At 70.0% G+C, this 25018-nt stretch carries 24 protein-coding genes and 1 pseudogene; 5 read left to right on the forward strand and 20 right to left on the reverse strand.

Annotation, left to right across the window (positions count from 1 at the left end; genetic code table 11):
• Positions 1–12: 12 nt before the first annotated feature.
• The 4 genes from HMPREF9058_RS11120 to HMPREF9058_RS11135 form a co-directional block, all read right to left on the reverse strand.
• Positions 13–1638 carry an ABC transporter substrate-binding protein gene (locus HMPREF9058_RS11120; protein WP_009407271.1) on the reverse strand — a complete coding sequence of 542 codons (1626 nt, stop codon included), beginning with the start codon at positions 1636–1638 and terminating at the stop codon, positions 13–15.
• 164 nt (positions 1639–1802) lie between these two features.
• Positions 1803–2918, reverse strand: a complete 1116-nt coding sequence (locus HMPREF9058_RS11125; RefSeq protein WP_009747829.1) for an LLM class flavin-dependent oxidoreductase — start codon at positions 2916–2918, stop codon at positions 1803–1805.
• Between the two features lie 114 nt (positions 2919–3032).
• Positions 3033–3620 (reverse strand): biotin transporter BioY, encoded by a 588-nt coding sequence (locus tag HMPREF9058_RS11130; RefSeq protein ID WP_009407063.1) that lies wholly within the window; start codon positions 3618–3620, stop codon positions 3033–3035.
• A gap of 131 nt (positions 3621–3751) precedes the next feature.
• On the reverse strand, positions 3752–4777 hold the full coding sequence (locus HMPREF9058_RS11135; RefSeq protein WP_009407360.1) for an alpha/beta hydrolase: 1026 nt from the start codon (positions 4775–4777) through the stop codon (positions 3752–3754).
• A gap of 388 nt (positions 4778–5165) precedes the next feature.
• Here HMPREF9058_RS11135 and HMPREF9058_RS11140 point away from each other — a divergent pair, with 388 nt between their 5' ends.
• Positions 5166–5732: an NUDIX domain-containing protein gene (locus HMPREF9058_RS11140; RefSeq protein WP_009407291.1), complete on the forward strand. Its 567-nt coding sequence runs from the start codon at positions 5166–5168 to the stop codon at positions 5730–5732.
• Between the two features lie 2 nt (positions 5733–5734).
• Here the strand turns inward: HMPREF9058_RS11140 and HMPREF9058_RS11145 are convergent, their stop codons facing one another.
• A complete protein-coding gene (locus HMPREF9058_RS11145) occupies positions 5735–6700 on the reverse strand; it encodes a patatin family protein (RefSeq protein WP_009747817.1) in 966 nt (321 codons plus the stop codon).
• A gap of 88 nt (positions 6701–6788) precedes the next feature.
• Between HMPREF9058_RS11145 and HMPREF9058_RS11150 the strand changes: the two genes are divergently transcribed.
• The gene (locus tag HMPREF9058_RS11150; protein WP_009747728.1) at positions 6789–7895 is read left to right on the forward strand and encodes an NADH:flavin oxidoreductase/NADH oxidase; all 1107 of its coding nucleotides are present in this window, start codon (positions 6789–6791) and stop codon (positions 7893–7895) included.
• Positions 7896–7945: 50 nt separating this feature from the next.
• On the opposite strand, the gene HMPREF9058_RS11155 is transcribed toward HMPREF9058_RS11150, so the two are convergent.
• Both HMPREF9058_RS11155 and HMPREF9058_RS11160 read right to left on the reverse strand, forming a co-directional pair.
• The gene (locus tag HMPREF9058_RS11155) at positions 7946–8401 is read right to left on the reverse strand and encodes a YchJ family protein (RefSeq protein WP_043538208.1); all 456 of its coding nucleotides are present in this window, start codon (positions 8399–8401) and stop codon (positions 7946–7948) included.
• Positions 8402–8403: 2 nt separating this feature from the next.
• The gene (locus HMPREF9058_RS11160; protein WP_009747747.1) at positions 8404–9750 is read right to left on the reverse strand and encodes a M18 family aminopeptidase; all 1347 of its coding nucleotides are present in this window, start codon (positions 9748–9750) and stop codon (positions 8404–8406) included.
• A gap of 82 nt (positions 9751–9832) precedes the next feature.
• Between HMPREF9058_RS11160 and HMPREF9058_RS11165 the strand changes: the two genes are divergently transcribed.
• Both HMPREF9058_RS11165 and HMPREF9058_RS11170 read left to right on the forward strand, forming a co-directional pair.
• Positions 9833–10486, forward strand: coding sequence for an HAD family phosphatase (locus tag HMPREF9058_RS11165; RefSeq protein WP_009407156.1), 654 nt, complete (start codon positions 9833–9835; stop codon positions 10484–10486).
• Between the two features lie 96 nt (positions 10487–10582).
• Complete coding sequence (locus tag HMPREF9058_RS11170) at positions 10583–11146, forward strand: GtrA family protein (protein WP_009747889.1); 564 nt, start codon at positions 10583–10585, stop codon at positions 11144–11146.
• Positions 11147–11404: 258 nt separating this feature from the next.
• Here the strand turns inward: HMPREF9058_RS11170 and HMPREF9058_RS11175 are convergent, their stop codons facing one another.
• Complete coding sequence (locus HMPREF9058_RS11175; protein ID WP_043538342.1) at positions 11405–12124, reverse strand: peptidyl-tRNA hydrolase; 720 nt, start codon at positions 12122–12124, stop codon at positions 11405–11407.
• 370 nt (positions 12125–12494) lie between these two features.
• Here HMPREF9058_RS11175 and HMPREF9058_RS11180 point away from each other — a divergent pair, with 370 nt between their 5' ends.
• Positions 12495–13784, forward strand: coding sequence for a M48 family metallopeptidase (locus HMPREF9058_RS11180; protein WP_009407057.1), 1290 nt, complete (start codon positions 12495–12497; stop codon positions 13782–13784).
• A gap of 94 nt (positions 13785–13878) precedes the next feature.
• On the opposite strand, the gene HMPREF9058_RS11185 is transcribed toward HMPREF9058_RS11180, so the two are convergent.
• The 12 genes and pseudogenes from HMPREF9058_RS11185 to HMPREF9058_RS11240 all read right to left on the reverse strand — a co-directional run bounded on the left by HMPREF9058_RS11185 (position 13879) and on the right by HMPREF9058_RS11240 (position 24973).
• A complete protein-coding gene (locus HMPREF9058_RS11185) occupies positions 13879–15237 on the reverse strand; it encodes a PAS domain-containing protein (RefSeq protein WP_009407168.1) in 1359 nt (452 codons plus the stop codon).
• A gap of 596 nt (positions 15238–15833) precedes the next feature.
• Positions 15834–16814 (reverse strand): arsenic resistance protein, encoded by a 981-nt coding sequence (locus HMPREF9058_RS11190; protein ID WP_009407131.1) that lies wholly within the window; start codon positions 16812–16814, stop codon positions 15834–15836.
• 48 nt (positions 16815–16862) lie between these two features.
• Complete coding sequence (locus HMPREF9058_RS11195; protein WP_009407404.1) at positions 16863–17687, reverse strand: LLM class flavin-dependent oxidoreductase; 825 nt, start codon at positions 17685–17687, stop codon at positions 16863–16865.
• Between the two features lie 28 nt (positions 17688–17715).
• Entirely contained in the window at positions 17716–19620 is a 1905-nt protein-coding gene (locus tag HMPREF9058_RS11200) for a cation-translocating P-type ATPase (protein WP_003780583.1), read from the reverse strand.
• A complete protein-coding gene (locus HMPREF9058_RS11205; protein ID WP_003780589.1) occupies positions 19617–19985 on the reverse strand; it encodes a helix-turn-helix transcriptional regulator in 369 nt (122 codons plus the stop codon). Before HMPREF9058_RS11205 ends, HMPREF9058_RS11200 begins: the two co-directional genes overlap by 4 nt.
• An 88-nt stretch (positions 19986–20073) precedes the next feature.
• Positions 20074–20616: pseudogene (locus tag HMPREF9058_RS13195) on the reverse strand (hypothetical protein).
• Between the two features lie 112 nt (positions 20617–20728).
• A complete protein-coding gene (locus tag HMPREF9058_RS11215) occupies positions 20729–21853 on the reverse strand; it encodes a relaxase/mobilization nuclease domain-containing protein (protein ID WP_009407241.1) in 1125 nt (374 codons plus the stop codon).
• A complete protein-coding gene (locus HMPREF9058_RS11220; RefSeq protein WP_043538211.1) occupies positions 21850–22440 on the reverse strand; it encodes a hypothetical protein in 591 nt (196 codons plus the stop codon). The genes HMPREF9058_RS11215 and HMPREF9058_RS11220 overlap by 4 nt, the downstream gene beginning before the upstream one ends.
• The gene (locus HMPREF9058_RS11225) at positions 22437–23858 is read right to left on the reverse strand and encodes a Rep family protein (protein WP_009747953.1); all 1422 of its coding nucleotides are present in this window, start codon (positions 23856–23858) and stop codon (positions 22437–22439) included. The genes HMPREF9058_RS11220 and HMPREF9058_RS11225 overlap by 4 nt, the downstream gene beginning before the upstream one ends.
• Before the next feature lie 56 nt (positions 23859–23914).
• On the reverse strand, positions 23915–24130 hold the full coding sequence (locus HMPREF9058_RS11230) for a hypothetical protein (RefSeq protein ID WP_009407019.1): 216 nt from the start codon (positions 24128–24130) through the stop codon (positions 23915–23917).
• Positions 24130–24342: a hypothetical protein gene (locus tag HMPREF9058_RS13200; protein WP_003780572.1), complete on the reverse strand. Its 213-nt coding sequence runs from the start codon at positions 24340–24342 to the stop codon at positions 24130–24132. The genes HMPREF9058_RS11230 and HMPREF9058_RS13200 overlap by 1 nt, the downstream gene beginning before the upstream one ends.
• 181 nt (positions 24343–24523) lie before the next feature.
• Complete coding sequence (locus tag HMPREF9058_RS11240; protein ID WP_043538216.1) at positions 24524–24973, reverse strand: hypothetical protein; 450 nt, start codon at positions 24971–24973, stop codon at positions 24524–24526.
• Positions 24974–25018: the final 45 nt, after the last annotated feature.

Genomic DNA, 25018 nt, shown 5'->3' on the forward strand with positions numbered 1-25018 from the left:
CTTCTTCCTCCCTCAGAACTTGGAGATGGCCTCGGCCCGCGCCCACAGGCGTCTGGCCTCGTCCGGGTCGTAGGTGAGGACCTCGTTGCCCGGGACATCTGCCGTCCAGCCCGCAACGGTGGGGGCGGTGAAGTCCTTGGCGGGCGTGCGGGTGCCGTAGTAGAGCTTGTCGCAGATGAGCTTGCGGTCGATGGCCCGGCAGATGGCGGCGCGGCGGGCGCGTCCCTCCTCGTCCATCTTCCAGTGCTCATGGGTGACGTCGATGGCGAGTCCCTGGAAGTATGCGGCCGGCTTGTTGATGGCACGCTCGCCCAGCTGCTTCTGGAAGATCGGCAGGAAGGAGTCGGGGACTCCGTCGGCGATGTCGATGGCATCGGCGAGCAGGTCGTTGTAGACCGAGTCGTAGCTCGTGTACAGCTTGAAGGTGACGCCCTTGTTCGCCACGGTGCGCCCGCCGGCGTAGGCGGGGTTGGGCTCCAGGACCATCCGGCTGTCGTGGTCCCAGGAGACGAGCCGGTAGGGGCCGTTGCCCACGGGCTTGTTGCCGTAGGCCTTGATGTCCTTGAAGGCGGATTCCGGCATCGGGTAGTAGGCGTAGTGGCCCAGGCTGATCTTGAAGTCCGACGCCGGGGCGTTCAGCTCGACTGTGAAGGTGAGGTCATTGACCTTGGTCAACCCGGTCAGCTCGGAGTCCTCGTCGTAGGAGAAGCCCTTGATCCGCTCGAAGAAGGAGGAGCCGAGCTGGGCATTGGACAGCAGAGCGCCGAACTTCCATGCCTTGATGAAGGAGTCGGCGGTCACCGGGCTGCCGTCGGAGAAGGTCCAGCCCGGTTTGAGAGTGATCGTGAAGTGCTGGTTGTCCGTGGTCTCAATGGAAGAGGCCACCTCGTTGATGACGTTACCGTCCTTGTCGTAGCGGATCAGACCGGCATAGATCAGGTCGAGGACCCGCCCACCACCGAACTCGTTGGTGTTGGTGGGCAGCAGCGAGTTCTGGGGCTCGGTGTTGTTGGCCAGGATGACGCCGCCGTTGGCGCTGGAGCGGGCCTCCTCGTAGACCGGGATGGCCCTCCAGTCGAAGTCGACGTTGGACGCGTTGCGGGAGTAGCCGCCGAAGCCGTTCTGGTACCACAGCGGGATGCCGGGCAGGTCGGTGAAGAGCTGGGACTGGGCCTGGCGGAAATAGCCGTAGGCGGTCTGGGGGTCGGTGGCGGCCGCGGCCTGAGTCAGGAGGTCGTCGAAGGTCTTCGAGGAGTACTGGGCGTCGTTGGCGCTGGCGCCGGTCTGGAAGGTGGCGTTGAGGAAGTTCTCCAGCGAGGGGTAGTCGGCCGACCATCCGGAGCGGAAGGCGCCCAGGAGGGTGTGCTTGGTAATGGCCGAGCGCATCTCGGAGAACTGGGCCACCGGCAGGGGCTCCATGGTGATGCCCAGGACGTTGGACACCGAGTGGCACACGGCCTCGGCCCAGGTCTTGTGGGGGCCGTCGGAGTTGTAGGCCAGGGTCAGCTTGCCGCTGCCGCTGCCCAGCCCGCCTCCTTCCGAACCCGATCCGCGCGAGCATCCTGAGACCAGGAGCAGGCCGAAGGCGGCCGCGCCGAGCCCGAAGCCACGGCGCGACACAGTCAGGGCGTTGTTCATGCGACCTCCATGGGGCATGGAACCGACGGGGATTCGTCACTGGGACAGAGGGTTGCCGGCGCACTGAGGGGCTCAGGCGCCGCCCACAGGCGGGGATAGTACGTCCACCGAGGAAACAGGACCGTCACGTAGCACGGGAGTCAAACCGTGAGAACCCGGTGGTCTCAGGCGTTCCAGGCCTGGGCGAGCAGCTCGTAGGAGCGGCGCCGCAGGGCCGGGTCGTGGGCGTAGGTGACCACGAGGATCTCGTCGAGGTCCCACCGGGCGGCCTGCTCACGCAGGCGGGTGGCGACGTCGTCGGCCGTGCCCACGAAGGACAGGGACATGGCCGCCTCGACGGCCCCCTCCCGGCCGGGCGCGTAGGCGCGCCAGGCCTGGGGGTCCTGGCTGGGCGGGTCCAGCGGCCCGGGCCGGTTGCCGACGATGCGGGCGACGGCGGCCATGGCGGTGCTGAACAGCAGGCGGGCCTCCTCCTGGCTGGGGGCCACCATGACGTTGACGGCGGCTGCGACCCGGGGAACATCCGGCGCGCCCTGAGGGCCGGGAGCGTCTTCGGTACGGGACTCCAGGACGGAGCGGTAGGTGGCGATCGCCGCCTCGGCCTGGACCGGGGCGAAGTGCGAGGCCACGGCGAAGGGAAGTCCGAGCCGGCCGGCCACGCGGGCGCCGTTGACCGAGGAGCCGAGCACCCACACGGTCGGGTGGGTGCCCTCCCCGGGGATGGCCCGCACGCGGGGGCCGCCGGGCTCAGGGGCGTGGAGGGCATCGTCGGGATTGCCGGGGGCGCCCAGGAGGAGGGAGCCGGGGACCCGTTCCGGCACGGGCTCGTCACCGAGGTAGGCGAGGATCTCCAGGATCTCCTCGGCGAAACGACCCGGTTCGGAGGCCCGCCGGCGCAGTGCAGCGGCCGTGCGCCGGTCGGTGCCCGGGGCCCGCCCCAGTCCCAGATCGACCCGGCCGGGGTAGAGGGTGGCCAGGGTTCCGATCTGCTCGGCGACGACGAGCGGGGCGTGGTTGGGCAGCATGATCCCGCCGGAGGCGACACCCAGGCGCTCGGTGGCGGCCAGGACCTGCCCCATGAGGACGATGGTCGCCGAGGACAGGTAGGTGGTGGAGCCGTGGTGCTCGGCCAACCAGTAGCGCTCATAGCCGGCGGCGTCGGCGGCTCGAGCCAGGGCGATCATGTCGGTAAGAGCGTCGGTGCGGCTGCATCCGGCGCTGACGGGGACCATGTCCATGACGGACAGGACGGGTACGGCCCGCCTTTCGGGCTGACTCATACGGGCACTCTAACCCCCTCCGACCACCCCGAAGCGGGCCCTCAGGCCCGTGTGCCCCGCCGAGCGCGGAGCCCGGCGGGGCACACGGAGGGTCCGACCCGCGTCGTCAGGCCGTCAGCGAAGGCGGCTGCGCGCGGGGAGCAGGCCGGTGGCGACCACGGACTTCAGGATGTCTCCCGCGATGAAGGGCACCAGGCCCAGGCTCAGGGCAGTGCTCCAGCTGGCGCCGGTGGCGACCTTCAGCCAGATGAGGCCCGGGACGTAGACCGAGGCCGAGGCCAGCAGCATGAGGGCGACACCGGTGGCGACCCGAGATGCCATGGAGCCGGAGTGGCGCGACCACACGGTGGCGGCGCGTCCGGCGATGAGGGCGATGAGGACGTATCCGACGACGTAACCGAAGGTCACGATGGCGCCGCCCTTCCAGCCGTGCAGGACCGGGGCCCCAACAGCGGCCAGGGCACCGAGGAGCAGCGCGGACAGGGCGCCACGGCGCGAGCCGAGCACGGCACCGACACCCAGGGCCGCGAAGGTACCCATGGTGATCGGAACGGGAGTGAAGGGCAGGGGGATCGTGATCTGACCGATGAGGATCAGGGAGAGCGTTCCGGCCAGGACCAGGCCGGCCTCGCGAACGCGGGCGAGCGCGGGACTGTGGGCGAGGCTGCCGGCGGCTGACGTGGAGGAGAGTTTGGTGACCATGACTCCACCCTACGGGGATCGCAGAGTTGACGAACGACCGGTTCCCACCGAAGAGCCACCGCGCAACTTGTAGGTTTCCTACAACAATTACCCGGGTATCCGCCTGAGAATCCGTGATTACCCGTCGGTTCTCACAGTTCAGGCAGGTGTCCGTCGATCCAGGTGAGGATGTCGCCGGTGACTTGATCCCGATTGGTCTCGTTGAGCAGCTCGTGGCGCCCGCCCGGATAGAGGATGACGCAGACCTCCCGCACGCCGGCGCGGCGGTAGAGGGTGGCGGAGCGCTGGACGCCCCGCCCCATGGCGCCGACCGGGTCCCGGTCACCGGAGGCCAGGAGCATAGGCAGCTGCGCGGGCACGGCCGTGGCGTGGGCGGCCGTATTGACGGCCCTTCCTCCGGCAACGAGGTCGCGGAAGAAGCTGGCGGTGCACACGAATCCGCACCAGGGGTCGGCGACGTAGCGGTCGACCTCATGAACGTCCCGGCTGATCCAGTCGGCCTCGGTGCGGTTGGGGGCGAAGTGGCGCTGGTAGGGGCCGAAGGCGAGCGCGTTGAGCAGCCGAGAGGGGTGGCGCGGGCCGCGCAGCCGGGACTCCCCGGCACAGACCGCGGCGGCGGGACGGGTCAGCGCACCAGTTCCTGAGCCGGTCCCCAGCAGGATGAGGCCGGCCAGCTCACCGCCGCGGCGCGCGGCCAGGTCGCGAGCCAGGAAGGAGCCCCAGGAGTGGCCCATGAGGAAGACCGGAACATCGGGCCAGGCCCGCCGGGCCGCGTCCAGCACGGTGCCCATGTCGGCCACGACCCTCTCCCAGCCGCCCTTCTCGGCGACGAAGCCGAAGCCGCCCGGGGCGGCGGTGGCCCCGTGGCCGCGGTGGTCGCCGGCCAGGACCGCATAGCCCTCCTCCACCGCCGAGGCGGCGAAGCGGGCGTAGCGCGAGGCGTGCTCGGCCATGCCGTGGGCGATGACGATGATGCCCCGGGGGCGGGCGGCGCCGGGTACCTGCGCGCGCATCGCGGCCGAGGTGGGCGCTGGGGCGTCGGTCTCGGGGGCGTCGGCCACCAGGAGGGAGCCGTCGATGAGCCACTCGGGGAGCCAGATGTGCACGACCAGACGCGTTCCGTCGTCGGCTGTGAGCCGAGTAAGGCTGGTCTGCATCGGGTCCTCCTCAAGCAGCGTCGTCAATCGACGTCAACGGGGCGTCGGTCGGGCTCAGGTCGGCATCGGTCATCATTGATCGTGTCGACGACTGGCGGTCGGCGGCGACGTCGGGTCCGCGGACTGGGGCCGAGATCTCCCGTCACCCCAGGGTGGATCCTAGTTGTCCGACGTCGAGCCGGCAGCGTTACCGTCGAGGTGATTCTCAGATGCCCCAGGACGGGCACGCTGCAAAGCTGCCGTAGACGGCCACTGATGACTGACTGCACCGGAGCATCGCCTACATTCCTGATGGTTTCATGAGTCCCCGTCTTCCGTATCCCGACCGTTCTCCTCATATCCCCCACCCGTCCGGCTCCGCTCCGGCACCTGGTCTACGGTGGTCGCCATGGCAGCCCACTCCTTCACCCTCGTTCCCGCCGCCTACGTCTACCTCCTGCGTCCCGATCCGGGTGCCGTGGAACGGGACGCCGGGGCGGCGAGCAGCGCGCCCCAGGTGCTCCTCCAGCTGCGGCGGAACACCGGCTACATGGACGGGCACTGGGCCTGCGGCGCCTCGGGGCACGTCGAGGCCGCCGAGAGCGTCCTGGAGACGGCTCTGCGCGAGACCGATGAGGAGCTGGGCATTAGCGTCGAGGCGAGGGACCTCAACGCGCTGACGGCGATGCACCGCACCAATGACCTGGGCGGCGCGGCCCTGGAGCAGCGCATCGACCTGTTCTTCACGGTGCGGACCTGGACGGGCACGCCGGCCGTGCGTGAGCCGGCCAAGAACGCAGGTCTGCGCTGGTTCTCACTGACCGACCTGCCCGAGGCGGTCCCGCCGCACGAGCGCCACGTCCTGGAGCTGCTGGCCGCCTCCCTCGACGGCGGCAAGCCGGTGCCCCCGATCATCACCTTCGGATTCGATGAGGGCCAAGACATCGACCGCTATGGCGTCGCCCTGCCGCACTGAGCTCAGCTCGCCAGGAAGGCCTCAATGGCGGGAAGCTCGCGGCGGGCCTGGGCCAGCCCGGCCTCGAAGGCGGTGACGATGCGGTCGTAGCGCAGCTCGCCGTTGGCGATGGGCATGCGCTCGGGCCGGAAGAGGTATGCGCGCCCCTGGCTGCGCAGGCGCTCCAGCTCCTCGACGGTGCGGTTGTAGTTCTCGGGGCGGTCGATGACGGCCTGGACCAGGGCCGGGTAGCGGGGGTAGAGCCGCTGGAGAATCTCGATCTCGTGGCGTCGCATGGGCGGCTTGCGGTAGCCCTCGGGGCGGGTCATGACCACGAGGAGCTTGTCGTAGCCGTCGGCGCGGGCGGCGTCGATGGCGAAGCCGCCGGTGGGTCCGACGGCGCCGTCCACGTAGGGGGCGCCGTCGACCTCGACCATGGGCATGAGCACCGGCATCGACGACGACGCCCGGGCCCGCACCAGCAGGTCACCCATGGTGGGCATGTCCTCCAGGCCCCAGTAGACCTCCTCGCCGGTGTCGCAGCGGAAGGCGCCCAGGCGCACCGTGGTGGGTGAGGCGGCGAAGGTCTCCCAGTCGAAGGGGATGGACTCGTCGGGGGCGGAGGTGTGCAGGTAGATGTGCTCGGAGTTGAAGTAGCCCTTGCCGGTCACGAAGCTGCCCCAGCCGCCGGCCTGGGGATCGGTGGTCAGTCCCAGGTAGGCCTCACGGGTGCGCCAGGTGTCCCGGGAGACGAAGTTGCAGGTGTTGGTGCAGCCCGCTGAGATGCCCCCGACCCAGGGGAAGGACAGCCCCGCCTCCAGCATGACGCGCACGAGGCCGGCCGTGTAGGCCCCGCGCATGCCGCCGCTCTCGAAGACGAGGGCGACGTCGTCGGGGCCGTGGGTGATGGGGGCGGGCCGGTGGTGAGGGTCGGAGACGGGGACGGGCCGTTGGACACAGTCGGTGACGGGGACGGGACGCGAGATCACGCCCGGGAGCCTATGGGTTCCATGGCGCCATCGCACGGGTGATTCCCGCCCCATGTCGGCCGAGCGGTCGGGAGAGTAGCGTGAGGCCATGAGCTCCTCCAGCACGCTGCGCATTCTTGAGCCGATGACCATGCGCGGGCTGACCGCCCGCAACCGCCTGTGGCTACCGCCGATGTGCATGTACTCGGTTGAGGCGCAGGACGGCATCGTCACCGACTGGCACGTGGTCCACTACGCCAGCCGCGCGGTGGGCGGTTTCGGCACGGTCATCGTGGAGGCCACGGCGGTCACCCCGGAGGGGCGCCTGTCCCCCAACGACCTGGGGCTGTGGTCGGATGAGCAGGTCGCCGGCCAGCGCCGCCTGGTGGAGGCGATCCACGCCGGCGGGGCCCTGGCGGGTATCCAGATCGGGCACGGCGGGCGCAAGTCGGGGACCCCTCCGTGGCGCCCCAAGGTGGAGGGCGCGCGCACCGGCACCCTGGAGGGCTGGGAGCTGCTGGCCCCCAGCGCGATCCCCTTCCCCCAGCACGCGGTTCCCAGCGAGTTGGACGAGGCCGGGATCGGTCGAATCGTGGAGGCCTTCGCGGAGGCCGCGCGGCGCGCCGTCGAGGCCGGCTACGACGTCGTCGAGATCCACGGCGCCCACGGCTACCTCATCCACGAGTTCCGCTCCGCCCTGTCCAACCAGCGCACCGACTCCTACGGCGGAAGCGTAGAGAACCGGCAGCGCTTCCCGCTCGAGGTGGTGCGGGCCGTGCGCGAGGCCATCGGGCCGGAGACGGTGCTAGACATCCGCCTGTCGGCCTCGGACTGGGCCGAGGGCGGCGTCACCGGCGAGGAGACCGCCGCCTTCAGCCGCGAGCTGGTGGAGGCCGGTGTCGACGTCCTGCACATCTCCAGCGGCGGGAACGTCCCGGCCGAGGTCCCGGTGGGGCCCGGCTACCAGCTGCCGCTGGCCGAGCAGGTCAAGCGGGCCGTGGCCGGCAGCGACGTCCCGGTGGTGGGCGTGGGTCTCATCGAGGAGGCGGCCCAGGCCGAGCAGGCGCTCATCTCCGGACAGGCCGACGCGATCGCCGTGGGCCGGGCAGCCCTGCGCGACCCCTACCTGCCGCTGCGCTGGGCGGCCGACCTGGGGGTGCGCTCCTGGGAGGAGGCCCCCTGGCCCATCCAGTACTGGCGCGGCACCTGGAGCTGAGCGGGGCTCCATCTGTCCCGTCCGCTCTGGTCACCCCTGGGCCGCCGGCACTATCCGACGGCGTCGAGGTAGAGCCAGCGGCCGGCGCGGCGGGTGAAGCGGGAGCGCTCGCGCAGGGCGTCGTCCACCACTGCCCCGCGCCCGTCGCCGCTGCGGTAGGTGGCGGTGAACTCCACGAGGCCGGTCTCGTCGTCCGGCCCACCGTCGACGGTCTCGTGAATGACCAGTCCCGTCCACCGGGTCCCGGGGTGGCAGTAGGGCCCCTCGGGGCGGGTGCGCGGGTGCCAGGTGCGGAAGAGGTAGTCCTCGTCGCCGACGACGAAGGCCGTGTAGCGCGAGCGCATGAGGGCCTGGGCGGTGGGTGCCGGGGCGCCGTCGTGGAGCGGCTCGCAGCACTGGGCGTAGGTCGCGCCGCTGCCGCAGGGGCAGGGGGCGGCGCCGTGCACGCCGGCGGCGCGGATCGGCGAGTCCGGCCGGTCCCTGCGGCCGGCTCGCTGCCCCGCCACGCTCAGGCCCCCTGCCAGTAGGCGTGCAGGGCCTGGGCGAGCCAGGGACCGTCCTTGACGCCACCCATCTCGCGGGCCGAGTGCATGCTCAGCAGGGGCACGCCGACGTCGACCGTGGTGATGCCGAGGCGGGTGGCGGTGATGGGGCCGATGGTGGAGCCGCAGGGCACGGCGTTGTTGGAGACGAAGTCCTGGCTGGGCACGCCCGCCGCCGTGCAGGCCCGTGCCCAGATCGCGGCGCCCGCGGCGTCGGTGGCGTAGCGCTGCTGGGCGTTGATCTTGAGCAGGGGCCCGTGGTTGATGAGCGGCTGGACGGCCGGGTCGTGCAGGTGGGCGTAGGCGGGGTGGACGGAGTGCCCGGCGTCGGCGCTCAGGCAGGTCGAGCGGGCCAGGAGGGCCTCGAGGCGGTCACCGCTGACGCCCAGGACCCGGGCCAGGCGCCGCAGGAGCGTCTCGAGGAAAGGGCCGCCCGCCCCGGAGCGGGTGTCCGAGCCGACCTCCTCGTGGTCGAAGGCGACCAGGATGACAGGCTCGGCGGGCTCGGTCCCGGCGGCCGCGAGCGCCTCGAGGGCGACCAGTCCGGCGTGGACGGAGGAGAGGTTGTCCAGGCGCGAGGAGGCCAGGAACTCTCCGCGCCGGCCGAAGCGGGCGGGCGCCTGGGTGGGATAGGTCAGGACGTCGTGGCCGGCGAGCTCGGCCGGGTCGATGCCGGCGATCTCGCACAGGTGGGTCTCGACGGCGTCGGCGGCGGCGTCGGGTGCGGCCAGTGACCACAGGGGCAGCAGGTGGGTCTGTCGGTCCAGGTGGAGGGTGTCGTTGACGCTGCGGTCCAGGTGCGGGGCGATCTGGGACACGCGGGCGATGGGGCCGGTGCGCACGAGGTGGACGGCGCCGTCGCGGGTGGTCAGGCGTCCGGCCAGGCCCAGCTCGCGGTCGAGGAAGGAGGCGAGCAGGGGGCCGCCGTAGACCTCGGCGTTGATGAGCTGCCAGCCGGAGCGGACGAGGGCGGCGGCGGGCTTGAGCTTGAGGGCCGGGGAGTCGGTGTGGGCGCCGACGATGCGCAGGCCCGCCCCCGGGTTGAGCGTCTCGGGCAGAGCCCAGGCGGCGATGGCGCCGTCGCGGATGACGTAGCCGCGCCGCGGCAGGTCCTCCTGCCAGGTGATGGTCTCGTCGGCACGGGTGAAGCCGGCCTCCTCCAGGCGGCGGGCGACCTCGGCGGCGGCGTGGTAGGAGCTGGGAGAGGCCGTGACGAAGTCGATGAGGGAGTCGGTGTAGGCGTCGTCGTCGCGCAGGATCTCGGCGGCGTCACGGGTGGGGGTGCTGGTGGGGGCGCTGGCGGCATCAGTCATGGCCCCAGTCTTCCACCGGTGCGCCCCACGCCCCGACCGACCTCCCAAGAAATCCCACCGCGAGGTAGGGCAGAATCGGGGCGTGAGCATCTCTCAGCCGGTCATCCCGCCCGCCTCGTCCACACCCGTGCGCGCCGTCCTGCTCGATGCCGACGGCGTCCTTCAGCTCATCGGCACCCCGTGGGGCGAGGCGCTGACCCGCGGCGGCGGACCCGCCTTCACCCAGGCCATGATCGATGGTGAGACCGACGCCCTGGCAGGTCGGGAGACCCTCACCGAGCTGCTGGAGCGGGTGGTGGAGAGCCTGGGGCTGGAGCTGCGCGCATCGGACCTGTTGGAGATGTGGCACCGGGCCACACCCGACCCCGTGGCCTGGCAGCTGGTGAGGGACCTGCGCGAGGCGGGCTACACCACGGTCCTGGCCACCAATCAGCAGTGGGAGCGTCGGGCCTGGATGCGCGAGCAGCTGGGCTATGACGGCCTGTGCGACATCGACGGCTACTCCTGCACGCTGGGGGTGGCCAAGCCGGATGCCGCCTACTTCCACCGGCTGCTGGAGCTGGCGGGGGTGGAGGCGGACCAGGCCCTGTTCGTCGATGACAGCGCCACCAACATCGCCGCGGCCCGCGAGGTGGGCTTGCGCACTATCCACCACCCGGCCGACGCCGGCGGCGAGCTGTTGCGCCGCGAGGTCGCCCAGGCCCTGACGCCGGCCGCCTCTGCGCCGCAAGGATGAGCCGGCGGGCCGCTGTTCCTCCTTTCGGAACTTGCCCATCCGGCGCGGTCGGGGAAGACTCCCCCTGACAGGAGCGTTCACAGGGAAGGACACCTCATGGCAGGAACCACGACGGACGACCGGGCCCCCGGGACCACAACCGCTGAAGGAGCTGCGTCCACCGTCGAGTCCTCCGCCTCCACGACCCGCCGCGCCCCGGAAGTCTTCCTGCGCCTCATCACGGCGATCCACTCCGTCCTGCCGGGCTTCGTGCGCCGTCGGCTGCCGGTGACCTTCATCGGCTACGCGATCATCAACGGCTCCGCCTTCTTCCTGGACATCACCTGCCTGTGGGTGTTCTACAACCACCTTCACTGGTTCTACCCGGTGGCGGTCACGGTCGGCTACGCCATCGCGGCCGTCTACTCCTTCCTGCTCAACCGGTGGCTGAACTTCCAGGCCCACGGGCACGTCGTCCAGCAGGGGGCGGGCTACATGGCCGGGGTCGTCAGCCAGTACGTCATCTTCATCCTGGGGCTGTCCTCGCTGCTGCACTGGTTCGGGGTCAACGCCGAGCTGGCGCGCGTCATCTCAGCCTGCTGCGAGGGCATCTACCTCTACGTGTTCATCCGGCTGTGGGTGTTCCGCGGGGTGCCGGAGCCCGAGGAGCAGTCCCAGTAGGTACCCGATCGGGGACGTCCTTCTTCGACGAGGACTGCGTTGTCCTCCAGATGACTGGGGTCCGACCTCAGTCGTCTGGAGGACAAGTACGTTCTGGGCGGGAAACGCAGTTCCCGATTCGGGGCGCCACGGCTCCTGAGACGCTCGCCCGGGCGGGAGTCCGGGGACTGGCCGCCCTGGCGGCGATGACGGGCTGATGGAGGATGTCTGGCGGGTCGCCGGTGCCCCTGCGCGAAGGGACACCCAGGTACCGCGCCGTCACCAGAAGGCGCGAGTCGTCTCGGTGGGGCCGTCGAGCTCGGTGAAGCCGGCGTCGGTGACGCTGACGGGCCGGGTGGTGGTCTCCCACTGCTCCCGACTGGGCACGACGACGCGCACCCGGTAGCCGTCCTCGGCCCAGGCCCGCCTCATGGCAGGGGGCATGGCGCTGCTCTCCCAGGCCAGCTGGGCGGCGTGGCCGCACTGGGCGGCCAGCTTGCCCGAGGTCATCTCGTGCAGGGGGGTCACCTCGATCGTCACGAGGGCCCCGGTGGAGGCCGACGCCGCCGTGAGCGCGATCTGCTCGGCCGCGGCCGGATCCTGGGCGGCGCGCGCAGTGATCTCGGCGGGCGGTGGGGGCAGCTCGTCACCGGGTGGGAAGTGGGTGCCCTCCACCTGGGTCTTGGCCAGGGCCCCGGGCAGGGGGCGCACCGGCCCGGGCACGAAGGCGCGGGCGGCCGCCTGCCCCCAGCCGGCCGGGCCGTCCTGGGTGACGGTGACGCCGTCGATGTCCTTGACCTCCTCCCAGCGCTTGCCGCGGGCCCGACGCACGAGCTTGCGGATGCGCCCGTCGCGCCAGTAGTCGACGGCCGGGTTCCACGGCCCGCCGGGGGCGGCGGCGGGTGAGGCCAGGAGGGAGACGACGGCGCGGGCGGCCGCCTCGGCGACGTCGATCCTCCGGGGCGGGTGGACCTTGTCGTAGCGCACGGCGATCTGCATGCCCCAGGGCACGGTGTGGTCCAGGTTCCCGGACAGGGAGGGCAGAGGCTGCGAGGACAGGAACGGCGAAGACGGCGAGGCGGAGTGCGGCACGGGCAGGAGCCTACGGGGTCGCGATCGACGGCGTCAGGTCCCGCCGGCTCCCCACCTCCTGCAGGACTGCTGGAGCGACAGCGCCGTTTGAGGGAAGCGACCAACCACACCTTTTCCCACCAGACGGCCGATACGCCGGAGGCGAAGATCCTACTGGGGCAGGAGATGAATCCAGCGGCGAGTCGTTTAGGTTGCCGTCATGCCACCACATGTTCCATCCACCGTCCCCGGTCCCCTCGGCTCGCCGCCGCCGGCCGTGCCACCCTCCCACCCCCGGATGTTCAACGGCGCGACCGTTCACGGCATCAAGGGCATCCGCAAGCTGCGTCACCCCGCCGAGATCCCGCTCCTGGTCGCGACCAGCATGGCGACTGCACTGGCCTACCTGGCGTGGATCGCCCTGGTGATCTGGCTGGTCGCTGTGCCTGAACCGACCGGTTTGGGGGCTCAGGTTCGCGACTTCTTCCTCAGTGAAGAGAACAGCGGCATGCAGTTCCTCCTGCTGGTGCCCATCATCCCGATCATCCTGTGGGTGGCGCGCGCGATGCTGTACGCCAAGCTCCGCGCAACCGCGGTCCAGATGAGTCCCACCCAGTTCCCGGAGGGTTACCGGATGGTTGTCGAGGCGGCCCGGCAGTTCGGCCTGCGCCGGGTCCCCGATGCCTACGTGACCATGGGCAACGGTCAGATCAACGCCTTCGCGGCCGGCCACGGCTACCGGCGTTTCGTGGTCGTCCACTCCGACATGTTCGAGATCGGTGGCCGGGCCCGCGACCCTGAGGCGCTGCGCTTCGTGATCGGGCACGAGGTCGGGCACCTCGCCGCGGGTCACATCTCCATGCTGCGCCTGCTGTTCGTCACCCTCGGCCTCAACGTCCCGCTTCTGGGCAAAGCGCTGGTTCGGGCCCAGGAGTACACGGCGGACAACCACGGCTACACCTACGCGCCTGCGGGTGTGCCCGGGGTCGTGGGGGTGCTCTCCGGCGGCAAGTACCTGGGTGCCGAGGTCAACACCCACGCCCTGGCGGATCGCGCCACCCGGGAGAAGGGACTGTGGCTCCACATGACCGTCTGGCGGTCCACGCACCCGGTCATCACCTGGCGCGCCCACGCCCTGCGCGACCGCACCCGCCCGGGACGGATCATGATCCGTCCGCCGGAGTTCACGGCGTGGTTCCCGCCGCCGGCTCCCAGCGGCAGCGGGCCGTCCGGTTCGTGGCCGACGCCGGAGCAGATGCTCGCGGTGCTGGACTCCACCTCCTCGGCCGTGCCCAGCGAGGAGCAGTTCGGTCGCTACCCCGGTGTGGTCTATGAGGTCCCTCGCGATGAGCTGCGCTGGGCCTCCCCCGTTCCCGTGCCCGTTCCGGTGGGAACCGCGTCTGTCGGACAGGGCGCCCTCTCAGCACCCCCGAGCGCGGCCGGTTCCACCGGGCCGCAGCAACCCGGCCCCTACGGGTACGCCTCACCGACAAGCCCCGTGCAGGACCGACACGTGGACTACCCGGGGGCAACGCCCACTGAGGCAACGGCTCAGGAGGCCCCCCGCTCCGAGACCGACTCCTACTGAGCCCGGTCGAGCGGGGCGAGCCCGCCTAGCACTCGGTCAGCGCAGCGGCGCCGGTTGGTGAACGGATACGTTCGCCGACCGGCGCCGCACCCGTTCAGCTCGGGGCGACAGCTCCGGCCGCCGTCGTGAAGGAGTCCAGGGCCTCCCCCAGCTCCGCGAAGTTGTCGGCGACATGAGTGGCTTGGCAGCGGGCAGCGAGGTCGTCGAGCTCGGCCAGGCGACGGCCCACGGACTCGACCACGCCGGAGGCGGCACTGGAGAGCTCTGCGGCCGTGGCGGGCAGCTCCGGGTCGCTCGAGGCGGCCGAACCGGTCCACAGCATGAGGAGCTGGTTCGGGATCGTCATCATGCGGCTGGCCTCGCCGATGTAGGCGACCGCCTGGGCCGCGAGGGCGCGGTGGGCCTGAGCCTGACGCTCCATCTCGGCGATGCCCTCACGCAACGACTCGATGAGGTCGGGGATGGCCTGCGCCGAGTACTGCGGGTCTCCGACGCCGTCGATGAGCTCGACGGTGAACAGGGAGGTGATGGTGGTGTGCAGACGGGCCAGGGCGATGCGGAAGCGGGTGCGGGCGCCGTTGGTGTCGAGCTGGGCCAGGGTGTCGACGAGCCTCGCCACGAGGGGGCTGACCAGAACCTGCATCTGGGTCCACAGGTCCAGCAGGTCGGCCAAGGGCTTGACCCTGGGGTCGGAGCGGTCCAGGGCGGCGATGTGCTCGATACTCAGGCGAGGGTCCTCCAGGGTCCGGGTCAGTCCCTTCCCCGCGGCCTTGAGTGAGGCGGAGAGCTCGGCGAGCTGCTGCTGACCGGACATCCACGAGTCGAGCCCGGCGGCGATCCTGGTGACCGAGTCGAGCATGACGCGCAGGTCCCCGGCGGCGTCGGGGCGCACCGGGATACCGTCGGAGAGCTCCTCACGACGCGCCACCTCCGCCGGCAGGGCCGTGTTCTGGAACTCCTCGTAGGAGGACAGGCCCGCTCCGGCCAGCATCTCGGCGATGCGGCCCAGCCCCTCCTCGGCCGCCGCCCGACGGTTGGCCCCGCCATCGATGGCCTGGTCCTCGGTGGCGCGGGCGTCGCGGTAGATGGCGCAGGCGGTGTCGAACAGATCGGAGCACACCGGTCGGGTGCGTACCGAGAGGTAGCCGCCGTCGGACAGCGGGGTGACGGTGGCGAAGACGTCGTACTCGCTGCCGTCGGCGGCGAGGTTGCGCACGTAGGCGGCGAAGGGGCTGCCGGCCTTGAGGGTGTCCCACATGGCCTTGAAGGCACCACCGGGCATCTCCGGGTGGCGAATGATGTTGTGCGGGGCGCCGGAGAGCTCATCACGCCGGTAGCGCGAGAGCTCGATGAAGACGTTGTTCGAGTGGCGGATGACGCCACGTGCGTCAGTGGTGGAGAAGAAGAGCTGGTCGACACCCACCTCATGAACGGCTCCGGTGACCTGCGGCATAGGCAACTGCTCCTTGAAGAGATCGGGGACGAGATCGGGGGCCGGTGGCATCCGGCACTCCGAGCCGGACAACCACCACCTTCCACCCGTTGATTAACGGTTGGACGGCTGAACAATACACGGCACTTCCGGGACAACACCGAGGAGAATCAACACAAAAGGATTGCCTATACGTTTAAAATGCATCAAAAATTAACATCATTCTCCCTCTTTAGAAAAGGATTTCTCTAGCCTCAGGAAAACGAAACAAATTCCGCAACTAGATTCCCAGAATATTCTCAGGTACATTGAAGTGCTCCCTCAGGAGCAGTGGGTTACATAGTGACCGCCGCCGGACGGAACTGGTCGCGAGGGTTGGGGAGCCCAATGACCGATCGGATTTCGAGGCCGCCCGAGTTGATAGGGAGCTCGGCGTGAGCCGCTCTGGCGAAGGAGGGTTGAGTCTCCTCTGGAATATGGGATCCAGGGGCGATGCCACCCTCAACGACAGGGGCCTGTGGGGCTCGGAGCAGTCCGAGACCCACAGGCCACGTCGTTCTTCTGCATCATTGACATCAATGCATCATCATTGCATCGGCTTCTTCCCCACACTCCCCCTATCGAATAAAACAGGGAAGCAGACGGACACCGATTGCCATGACGACGAGCTCCACCAACGTCTGAGTCACCACCACAATCGGTGCCATCCCCATGGAATCGGGCAGCGCCAGAGCCAACGGCAGAACCACCAACGAGTTACGCGTGGTCCCGGAGAAGGCGAGAGCCAGGCGCTCCTGGCGCCCCTGGTGAGCCATGCGCCCGGCGATGTCTCCCACAGCCGGCATCACCAGTGCGAAAGTCACGAAGAGGGGAACAACCCGGGCAACGACGTCGGGCCGGGAGGCGACGTGGGGAACCTGGGAGGCGACGACGAGCAGCAGGGTCGCCATCATGAGCGGAACCATGAGCGCCGTCGCTGCTGAAGCGAGCCGGTCGGCGGACCGGACCCGGGGTGCGGCGCACCGTGTGAGGATCGATAGCCCCATGGGCAGTACGATCATGAGGACGAAGGCCTGCGCGAAAGGCCGCCAGCTGATACCACCACCCTGAGCCCCGGGTGAGCCGGCAGCGAGGGCCAGCCACAGCGGCAGGACGAGGGCCTGGAGGAGCATGAGCACCGGAGATGCCGCCAGGATGCGTGACCATGCGCCGCCGGCCAGTCGGGTGAAGACCATGACGTAGTCGACGCAGGGCGCCAGGAGCACCAGGAGGGTGCCGACCAGGAGCCCCGACTCATCGGCGACCAGTCGGGACAGAGGCAGGACCACCGCCGGCACCACGAGGAAGTTGACCGCCACAAGCGCCGCCATGAACCGGGCATCGGCGAAGGCGGCCCGCAGGCGATGGAAGGGGACACCGAGAAAGGTCGTGTACAGCAACGTGACCAGCACCGGGGAGACAGCCGCCTCCAGAAGGCTGCTGGCTGCGGGAGCCGCCAGCCCCAGGACGGCGCCGGCCACGAGCGCACCCAGGTACAGGACCACCTGGTGGTGCTCCATCCACGCGACCACCGGGGCCTGATCGCCTGCGCCCTCCATGACGGAACCGTATCGCGACCAGACGGGACGGTGACCGCTGCCGGAGGTCTACACCTCCAGGGAATAGCCCGTCACCGGCCCGGCGGTGTTGGGCTGCCAACCCAGCGCCGGGGCGACATGCTCTGCGAAGGCCTGCAGGATGTGGAGGTTGAAGTCGACGCCGAGCTGGCTGGGAATGGTGAGCATGAGGGTGTCGGCGGCATGGAGCGCCTCGTCCCGGGCGAGCTGCTCGATGAGGACGTCGGGCTCGGCGGCGTAGGTGCGCCCGAAGGTCGACTGCAGGCCGTCGATGACGCCGATCTGGTCGTGGGAGTCCTCGCCGCGCAACGCGAAGAACTTCCGGTCGACCTCGGAGACGATCGGGAAGATGGAGCGCGAGACGCTCACGCGCGGGGTCCAGTCGTGGCCGGCCTCCTTCCACGCCTCGCGGTAGCGGCGGATCTGCTCGGCCTGAAGGTGGGAGAAGCCCTCACCAGTGGCCTCGGTCAGGAGGGTCGAGCTCATGAGGTTCAGACCCTGGCGAGCGGTCCACTCGGCGGTCTCCCGAGAGCCGGCGCCCCACCACAGGCGGCGGTCCACGCCGGGGGCGTGCGGCTCGATGCGCAGGCGGGAGCCGGCGCCGGGTGCCATGCCACCGCTGGTGTCGAGGTCCGCCAGCGGGACGCCCCGGACGGCGTCGAGGAACTGGGCGGTGTGGGCGTGGGCGACGTCGGCCCCGCGCGGGTCAACGCCGCCGGTGTAGCCGAAGGTCTCCCAGCCGCGACGGGCCTGCTCCGGCGAGCCGCGGGAGATGCCGATGGCGATGCGCTGGTCGGTGAGCAGGTCGAGAGCGGCGACCTCCTCAGCCAGGTAGAGCGGGTTCTCATAGCGCATGTCTGAGTTATGGCGTTGGACGGAACACCTATTGCTTGCGGGCACGCGCAGCCCGCAGTCCGTTGGCGATGACGACGACTTCGGCGACCTCGTGCACGAGGACGACCGCTGCCAGGCCGAGCACGCCGGTGATCGCCAGCGGCAGCAGCACAGTGATGATCGCCAAGGACAGCACGATGTTCTGGTTGATGATCCTGCCGCCGCGGCGGGCGTGGCGCAGAGCCTGCGGGATGAGGCCGAGGTCGTGGCCGGTGAAGGCGACGTCGGCGGACTCGATCGCGGCGTCGGAGCCGGTCGCGCCCATCGCGATGCCCACGGTCGCCCCGGCCAGGGCGGGCGCGTCGTTGATGCCGTCGCCGATCATCGCGGTCGGCGACGTCTCCGAGAACCCGGCGACGATGCGAGCCTTGTCCTCGGGACGCAGCTCGGCGTGCACGTCGCCGATCCCGGCCAGCTTCGCCAGCGCAGCAGCGGTGCGGGAGTTGTCGCCGGTGAGCATGCTCACCTCGACGCCCTGGTCGCGCAGGGTCCGCACGACCTCGGGGACCTCGGGGCGCAGCTCGTCGCGGACGCCGATCGCCCCGGCCAGGAAGCCGTCGACGGTGACGAGCACGCAGGTCTGCCCCTCGGCCTCCAGGTCCTCGACCCGGGCCTTGAGCGGACCGGCGTCGATCCAGCGCGGACTGCCCACCGCCACCCTGCGGCCGTCGACCAGGCCACCGATGCCGTGCCCGGCCTCCTCGGCCACGTCCTGCGCGGCGGGGGTTCCCCGGCCCGCGGCGGCGATGGCGGCGGCGAGTGGGTGCGTCGAGTGCTGCTCCACGGCGGCAGCCCAAGCAAGCACCTGCGCATCGTCGAACCCATGGGCGGCGACGATGGCGGTTACCTCGGGCCGGTTGCGGGTCAGAGTGCCGGTCTTGTCCACGGCCAGGTGCCGGATGCCGCCGAGGCGCTCGAAGGCGGCCCCGCTCTTGATGACGACGCCGAACTTGGTCGCCGCGCCGATCGCGGAGACCACGGTGACGGGCACCGCGATCGCCAGCGCGCAGGGGCTGGCCGCGACGAGGACGACCAGGGCGCGGGTGATCCAGGTCTCCGGGTCGCCGAGCAGGGACCCGAGCACGCCGACGAGGACGGCGAGGACCATCACGCCGGGCACCAGCGGGCGGGCGATCCGGTCAGCGATCCGGGCTCGGTCGCCCTTCTCGGCCTGGGCCTGCTCTACCAGCTCCACGATCGTGGTCAGCGAGTTGTCGGTGCCCGCGGCGGTCGCCTCGACCTCCAGCACGCCGGCGCTGTTGATCGCGCCCGCCGACACCGCTTCTCCGGGCGCGACCTCGACCGGGATCGATTCACCGGTGATCGCCGAAGTGTCCAGGCTCGACCGGCCCGAGCGGACCAGCCCATCGGTCGCGACCCGCTCGCCAGGGCGGACCAGCAGCACGTCGCCGACGGCGATCTCCCTGGCCGGGACCGAGGCGGAGGTCCCGTCGCGCAGCACGGTCGCGGTCTCCGGCACGAGCTTCAGCAGCGCGCGCAGCCCGCCGCGGGCGCGGTCCATCGCCTTGTCCTCCAGGGCCTCGGCGATCGAGTAGAGGAACGCCAGCGCGGCCGCCTCCTCGACGTAGCCGAGGATCACCGCGCCCACGGCGCTGATCGTCATCAGCAGCGCGATCCCGAGCTTGCGCTTCACAACGAGATTCCGGATCGCACCGGGCACGAACGTGTACGCGCCCAGCAGCAGGCCCGCCCAGAACGCGACCAGCGCCGCGATGTGCAGCCCCGACCACTCCAGCGCCAGGCCGGTGCCGAACGCGACTCCGGAGAGGATCGGCACGACCAGGCCGGGATCACGCCACCACGGGCGCTCTGCCTCCTCTGCCTCGTCCGCGGGGCTGGTCGTCGGCTCGTCGCAGCCGCAGGCGGCGCTCACGAGGCGTCCCCCGAACTGCTCGCGGCGCAGCAGCCCGGCACCGAGCAGGCCGGGTCGATGCACGGCGCGCTCTCGTCCACGGCGAGGGTCACATCGACCAGTGCCGTCAGCGCCGCAGCCAGGTGCGGGTCGGCGATCTCGTAGCGAGTCTGGCGGCCCTCGGGCTCGGCGACCACGATCCCGCAGTCGCGCAGGCAGGTCAGGTGGTTGGACACGTTCGAGCGGGTCAGCCCCAGCTCGCGCGAGAGCACCGCGGGGTGGCTCGGGCTGTCGAGCAGGGACATCAGGATGCGGGAGCGCGTCGGGTCGGCCATGGCCCGGCCGAGCCGGTTCATGACGTCAAGACGCGAAGCAATGGTCAGCATGCACTGAACTATACAGCAGCCGCTGACCTAATGTCCAGTTGTCGCGGCTGCCGCACGCGCTGCGCGCGCTTGCCCTCGTGAGGCGTGATCACCTCTTGCGCCAGCGGGGCCACTTCGGCATCCCGCGGCCCTTCCAGGTCTCCACGAGACCCGCAACCCAGCGGACGGACGCGAAGAGCCCGTAGCCGGCCCCGGCGAGGCCAGCGCCGACCACGAGCCACCGGCCGATGCCGAGCCACACGCTCCCGTCCACGTCCAGCGCCCACTAAACACCCGTGATGAGCCCGGCGATGCCCATCCAGAGACCGGCGACGACCACGGCCACCGGCAGGAGAACGAGGCACATCGCGGCGGCGGCGGACCAGAGCTGTCGCGCCTCCAGCTTCGCCGTCGCGGCGATGATCCGCTCCGCCCGCGCGTTCGAGGCGTCGAGGCTCGCGGTCATCGTGGCCGAAGCCTCCCCGGCGACCTGCTCGACAGCCTTCTCGACCCGTTCCTCGGTGCGCTTCTCGATCCGCTGGACCGCGCCGCCGACCTGGCTCACGAGCTTCTGGTTCGCTGTGACCTGCGCCTTCAGACCCTCAATCGCCGAGGCCGTAGCCGCGCGATTCTTCTGCGCCTCCGCGACCAAGCTCCGCGACGCGGCGTTCAAGCTCTCGCCGTTGAGACTCTGCGCGAACTCGCCGAGCGTGCTCGCGATCTCGTTCTGCCTGCTCTCGATACTCGCGATCCTCGCGGACACGTCACTGGAGGGCGAGGAGGTCGACGCCGGGGCCGTGATCCGCTCCAGCCGCCTCGTCGTCTCCTCGTCCATGACCTTCACGAACCCCGCGAGCTTCTTCTGCTGTTCGGTCAGCGTGGCGATCCTCGTGTTCTGCGCCTCGACGGCGGCGAGGATCGAGGTCAACAGCTCCATCGTCTCCGGACTGCCGAGCTGCTGCTGCGACTGCTCGGGCTCGTTCTGCTGCTTCAGCCTGTCGAGCGCTGCGCTCATGTTCCTTCTCCTTCTGCTGCTGGTGGTAGTCGAAGAACGCCTGCGCGCCCTCCGGGGTGAAGTCCGCCGAGAGGGCGCTCGCGCGCTTGCGGCGCTCGGCGCGGCCGGACTCGCCGCGGCGATCCTCGATGTAGAGCGTCCAGGTCTCTTGCCCGGCGCGCTTGCCCTTCTTGCTGACGGGGCTGTGCAACCGCATCCGCGGCACCCGCTCCCCGTCATCGCCGAGCCGCTGGTTCTGCTCCTCGATCACCGAGACCAGACCGGCCTTGTCCACCGCCCGGGGATCGGCCAGCGCCGCGCTCATCCGGTCGCCCATCTCGCGGTCGAGCGATCCCTCGGCGAAGTCCTCGCGGCGCAGCTCCCAGTCCTTCGGTGCGTGCTCCAGCCGCTTCACGACCGAGAGCCCGTGTTCTCGCATCAGCTGGTCGTTCGCCGACTGGACGCCCCGCTGATTCCCGGCCTTGCGGTCGTGGAACGTGCGATAGTCCGAGAGCGCCTTCCCCGTCCGGTTGTTGTGGTTGATGACCAAGATGTGGTTGTGCGGCTTCTTGCCCCGCCCATCCACATGACTGACTACGAGGCAGTCGGAATCCGGGTGCATCTTCTTCGCGAGCTGATAACCGAGATCGTTCACCCGCTGCACGTCCTCCGGACTCTTCGGGTCGAACTCCTCGTCGCTGAACGACTGGCGGTAATGCACCGCCTCGACCTCGCGCGTCGTGTTCTGCGTGAGCGACCGAGCGCGCGCCGAGAACGCGCCGGGGCCTCCCGGCACATCGCACGTGATCGCGATGCCCCGCTCGTCCTCCTTGCCACGGATATAGCGCTCCGTGTCGGCGGCGCTGGCGCTCGCGCTGTAGTGCGTGGTGCTCATGAGGCCGCCCGATCCCCGAGCAGGGCGCGGACCTCGCGCAGCAACTCGATCAGCTCGGGCACCTCCGCCGACAGCGCCACTGACTCACCAGCCCGCGCCCGGCGGTCGAGGTCGTTGACGTTGATCGCCAGCGGGCGAATCTGCGCGGCCAGCTCGCGAGCATCCGCCGACGCCTGCACCCGCGCCTCGACCCCGAGCAGGTGCGCGGCCACGGCGGCGTCCAACTCCTCGCTCCGAGAGGCGTGGAGGGCATCCCGGACGACGGTCCGCACCCACGTGCTCGGAGCCAGCCCGAGCCGCTTCGCACGAGTGCGAAGCGCCGCGAGCGTCTCCTCTCCGAAGTCGGTATCGCGCTTCGCGCGGCCCCCACGACGACGCTTCGCGCCGCCGTGACTCTGACGCACAGCCTCCGCATCAGCCCGACCGGTGTTCACCTGGGAGTCGGTCTGCTGCTCCACCTGTACGCCAGAGTGGCAAGCAGTAGCCGTGTCGGACATTTCGCTGGCGCTCATGTCCTCCCCGGCTGCTTGCGAGGGGCCTCCGGCCCCCTCGACCCCCTGGAAGAGCGCATCGCGTTCGGTGCTCATGCGGCACCTCCGATCAGCGCCAGCGGCACGTCAGGGCTCCGCACCGCGAGCCCGCCCAGCAGCTCAGCAACCGCGCCCTCAGCGTCATGTTCCCCCGAGGTCTCCGGACCGTAGGTCAGTTCCCGCGACCCGACGTTCTGGTGATACGCGTTGCCGTACATGCCGGGCGTGTGTGCGGCGGTCGGGATGCTGCACTGGTGCCACTCGTAGGGCTCGATCTTCCCAATGTGCTGCACGAGGTAACGATTGATGTCGTCGGCACGATAGACCTTCACGACCGAGGCCAAGCGGCGGATGAACTGGTCCAACGCCTCGTCCACGTTGCCCTTCTGGCGGGCGTAGTAGAAGAACTCGACAGGCTCGATCGTCGCCGTGATGACGATAAGGCGCGGGGCCACCTCGCCCTTGTTCTTGTACCGAGCCTTCGCAGGCGAGGCGTTGTACGGATCAAGCAGCAGCAGCCAGTCGTTCGCATCCATCGCCGAGGCCCGCAGATCGTCCAGCAGCAGCACCTCCTCGCCTCGCCAGTCATCAAGCGGGTTCCCCGTCGCGGCCCGGTAGACCTGCCACCGCTCGCCGTGCGCGTTCGCCGCGTTGATCGCCTCGGTGATGAAGTCCGTGGCGAACCGGGTCTTGCCGATCCCGGCATCCCCATGGACGAACACCACGTGCGTCGAGAACTCACCGGCGCGGAGCTTCGCCGCCGCCCGGTATGCGCGGCGCTGGCCGTAGGCCGACAGCGCGTCGTCGATCTCCCGCTGATGCCGCGAGTAGATGTCGAACAGCTCGTCCGTGAGCATGATCTGATCCCGCGTGAACTCGCCCTGGAGCACGCGCTCGCGCATGTCCTCGAAGTTCTCGGCGACGACCTTCTTCTTCACGTGCGCGCGCCCCTTGAGCCAGGTCTCCCGACGCTGGGCGTCGATCCCGAGGTAGTCAGGCCCACGCACCGTAGCGACCTCCGAAGGCGCGTATTGGTGCTTGTCCGCGTACTTCACGTGCGTCAGATACGACAGCATGTTGTCGTAGGCGTACCGCCCGCGGCCCGGCTTCTCGACGTACTGGGGCTCGACGCCGATGCCGAACGCGAGCCGATCCAGCGGTGCGCTCTTCGCACGGCTGGCGAACTTGATGACCGCGTGCAGGTGATCGGGCTTCGGCTCGATCACCAGAGCCTTCTCCGTGTCGCTCCAGACCTCGCGCTCGTCCTTGTCATGCACGATGCCGTAGGCCTCGACGACCTCGCAGCCGGTGGCCTCGAGCCGCTGCACCACGTAGGCGAGGATCGCCTCGGCTCCCTGCTGGAGCAGCGCGGCCCCGTTCGGGTCCTCGGCAGCCCAGGTCCAGTACGACGGATCGAGGTACTGCGTGAGCCCGATGCTCGTCGGGTTGTTCTCCTGCTTAGCCACAGCGACCACCCCCGCCGCGGACAGCGCGGAGGGCCTCAGAGAGAGTGCGGCGCCTAAATGACCCCCTATTGACCCCCAAATGAGACCCAAAATGATCCCACGAGGCCACACGACGGAGCGCGGGCGTCGGCGACGGCGACGGCGATCTCGACGGACTCCTCCAGCACGGAGCGGAGCACGCCGAGGTCGTAGAGACGTGCCTCGGACTCGGCGAGGGAGGGGTCGCCCTGTCGCCAGCGGAAGCCGTTCACGTGGTCGAAGGCGGCGGAGTTGGCGCTCATCAGTGACCACCGCCCATCACGGCGGCGACCGCGGCGCGCTGTCGCGGGGTCAGGGGCGTGCGAGCCAGGCGTTCACCGGCCAGACGACCAGCAGCACGAGCGGCGGCGATGACGGGATCGAGGCCGTCTGCCTGCGGAGAAGGAGTGGAGCCCTGATCGAGGCCAGGGCGGTCGAGCGCGGATGCGCGGGGAACGTCGATAACGACAGACATCGGAAGTCCTCAGACATGAGTATCTTCCGGTTCCCCGCCACGGTAATTGGGCTGTTTAACCGGCTACTCATCCGGGAGCAGAACCCCGCGCTTCTAAGTCGCGGCCCCGGTGGGATCTTCTTGTCTGCAACCATTCTCCCACGAGTCGACTCACCATTGCAATGACGAGTCGACTCATGAGTCAGTCGCGACGCGGCTCTATCCGAATCAGGTCGGGGTCGAATTTCACGTGACCGGGCGTGATGGGCTCGATGGTCACCGTCACCAGCTCGTCCACGAGCATCCGGCGGCGGTCCACGTCCAACACCTTCCACTTCGCCTCGACCACCTCGCGGCGCTCCGCGGTGCCGACCGGCTCCTCGACGTCCGCGAGCAGCTTCGCCGCCGCCGACACCGAACGGTCGAGCAGCTCCGCGTCGATCTCGTCGATGCGGGCCTTCACGTCGTTGATCGCTGCCGTTATCTCCAGGACCGGCTGATGGATGTCGCGCAGCAGCGGGCTCAGCTCCTTCACCCGATCGACCAGGGCGTTCCGCTCCGTCAGCAGCTCCTCGCGATCCGGCCCATCGTCCTCCTGTGGCATCACGAGGTCGTGCACGACCACCGGGGCCCGATCGCCTGCGCCCTCCATGACGGAACCGTATCGCGACCGGACCGGACGGTGACCGCTGCCGGA

It is taken from the genome of Actinomyces sp. oral taxon 175 str. F0384, from assembly GCF_000223355.1.
Lineage (GTDB): Bacteria > Actinomycetota > Actinomycetes > Actinomycetales > Actinomycetaceae > Actinomyces > Actinomyces oris.

What these genes read in the sequence shown, in the direction of transcription:
- HMPREF9058_RS11120 (WP_009407271.1), bottom strand. Translation starts at nt 1,638, where the DNA reads ATGAACAACGCCCTGACTGTGTCGCGCCGTGGCTTCGGGCTCGGCGCG.
- HMPREF9058_RS11125 (WP_009747829.1), bottom strand. Translation starts at nt 2,918, where the DNA reads ATGAGTCAGCCCGAAAGGCGGGCCGTACCCGTCCTGTCCGTCATGGAC.
- HMPREF9058_RS11130 (WP_009407063.1), bottom strand. Translation starts at nt 3,620, where the DNA reads ATGGTCACCAAACTCTCCTCCACGTCAGCCGCCGGCAGCCTCGCCCAC.
- HMPREF9058_RS11135 (WP_009407360.1), bottom strand. Translation starts at nt 4,777, where the DNA reads ATGCAGACCAGCCTTACTCGGCTCACAGCCGACGACGGAACGCGTCTG.
- HMPREF9058_RS11140 (WP_009407291.1), top strand. Translation starts at nt 5,166, where the DNA reads ATGGCAGCCCACTCCTTCACCCTCGTTCCCGCCGCCTACGTCTACCTC.
- HMPREF9058_RS11150 (WP_009747728.1), top strand. Translation starts at nt 6,789, where the DNA reads ATGAGCTCCTCCAGCACGCTGCGCATTCTTGAGCCGATGACCATGCGC.
- HMPREF9058_RS11160 (WP_009747747.1), bottom strand. Translation starts at nt 9,750, where the DNA reads ATGACTGATGCCGCCAGCGCCCCCACCAGCACCCCCACCCGTGACGCC.
- HMPREF9058_RS11170 (WP_009747889.1), top strand. Translation starts at nt 10,583, where the DNA reads ATGGCAGGAACCACGACGGACGACCGGGCCCCCGGGACCACAACCGCT.
- HMPREF9058_RS11175 (WP_043538342.1), bottom strand. Translation starts at nt 12,124, where the DNA reads ATGCAGATCGCCGTGCGCTACGACAAGGTCCACCCGCCCCGGAGGATC.
- HMPREF9058_RS11180 (WP_009407057.1), top strand. Translation starts at nt 12,495, where the DNA reads ATGTTCAACGGCGCGACCGTTCACGGCATCAAGGGCATCCGCAAGCTG.
- HMPREF9058_RS11185 (WP_009407168.1), bottom strand. Translation starts at nt 15,237, where the DNA reads ATGCCGCAGGTCACCGGAGCCGTTCATGAGGTGGGTGTCGACCAGCTC.
- HMPREF9058_RS11190 (WP_009407131.1), bottom strand. Translation starts at nt 16,814, where the DNA reads ATGGAGGGCGCAGGCGATCAGGCCCCGGTGGTCGCGTGGATGGAGCAC.
- HMPREF9058_RS11195 (WP_009407404.1), bottom strand. Translation starts at nt 17,687, where the DNA reads ATGCGCTATGAGAACCCGCTCTACCTGGCTGAGGAGGTCGCCGCTCTC.
- HMPREF9058_RS11205 (WP_003780589.1), bottom strand. Translation starts at nt 19,985, where the DNA reads ATGCTGACCATTGCTTCGCGTCTTGACGTCATGAACCGGCTCGGCCGG.
- HMPREF9058_RS11215 (WP_009407241.1), bottom strand. Translation starts at nt 21,853, where the DNA reads ATGAGCACCACGCACTACAGCGCGAGCGCCAGCGCCGCCGACACGGAG.
- HMPREF9058_RS11220 (WP_043538211.1), bottom strand. Translation starts at nt 22,440, where the DNA reads ATGAGCACCGAACGCGATGCGCTCTTCCAGGGGGTCGAGGGGGCCGGA.
- HMPREF9058_RS11230 (WP_009407019.1), bottom strand. Translation starts at nt 24,130, where the DNA reads ATGAGCGCCAACTCCGCCGCCTTCGACCACGTGAACGGCTTCCGCTGG.
- HMPREF9058_RS13200 (WP_003780572.1), bottom strand. Translation starts at nt 24,342, where the DNA reads ATGTCTGTCGTTATCGACGTTCCCCGCGCATCCGCGCTCGACCGCCCT.
- HMPREF9058_RS11240 (WP_043538216.1), bottom strand. Translation starts at nt 24,973, where the DNA reads ATGGAGGGCGCAGGCGATCGGGCCCCGGTGGTCGTGCACGACCTCGTG.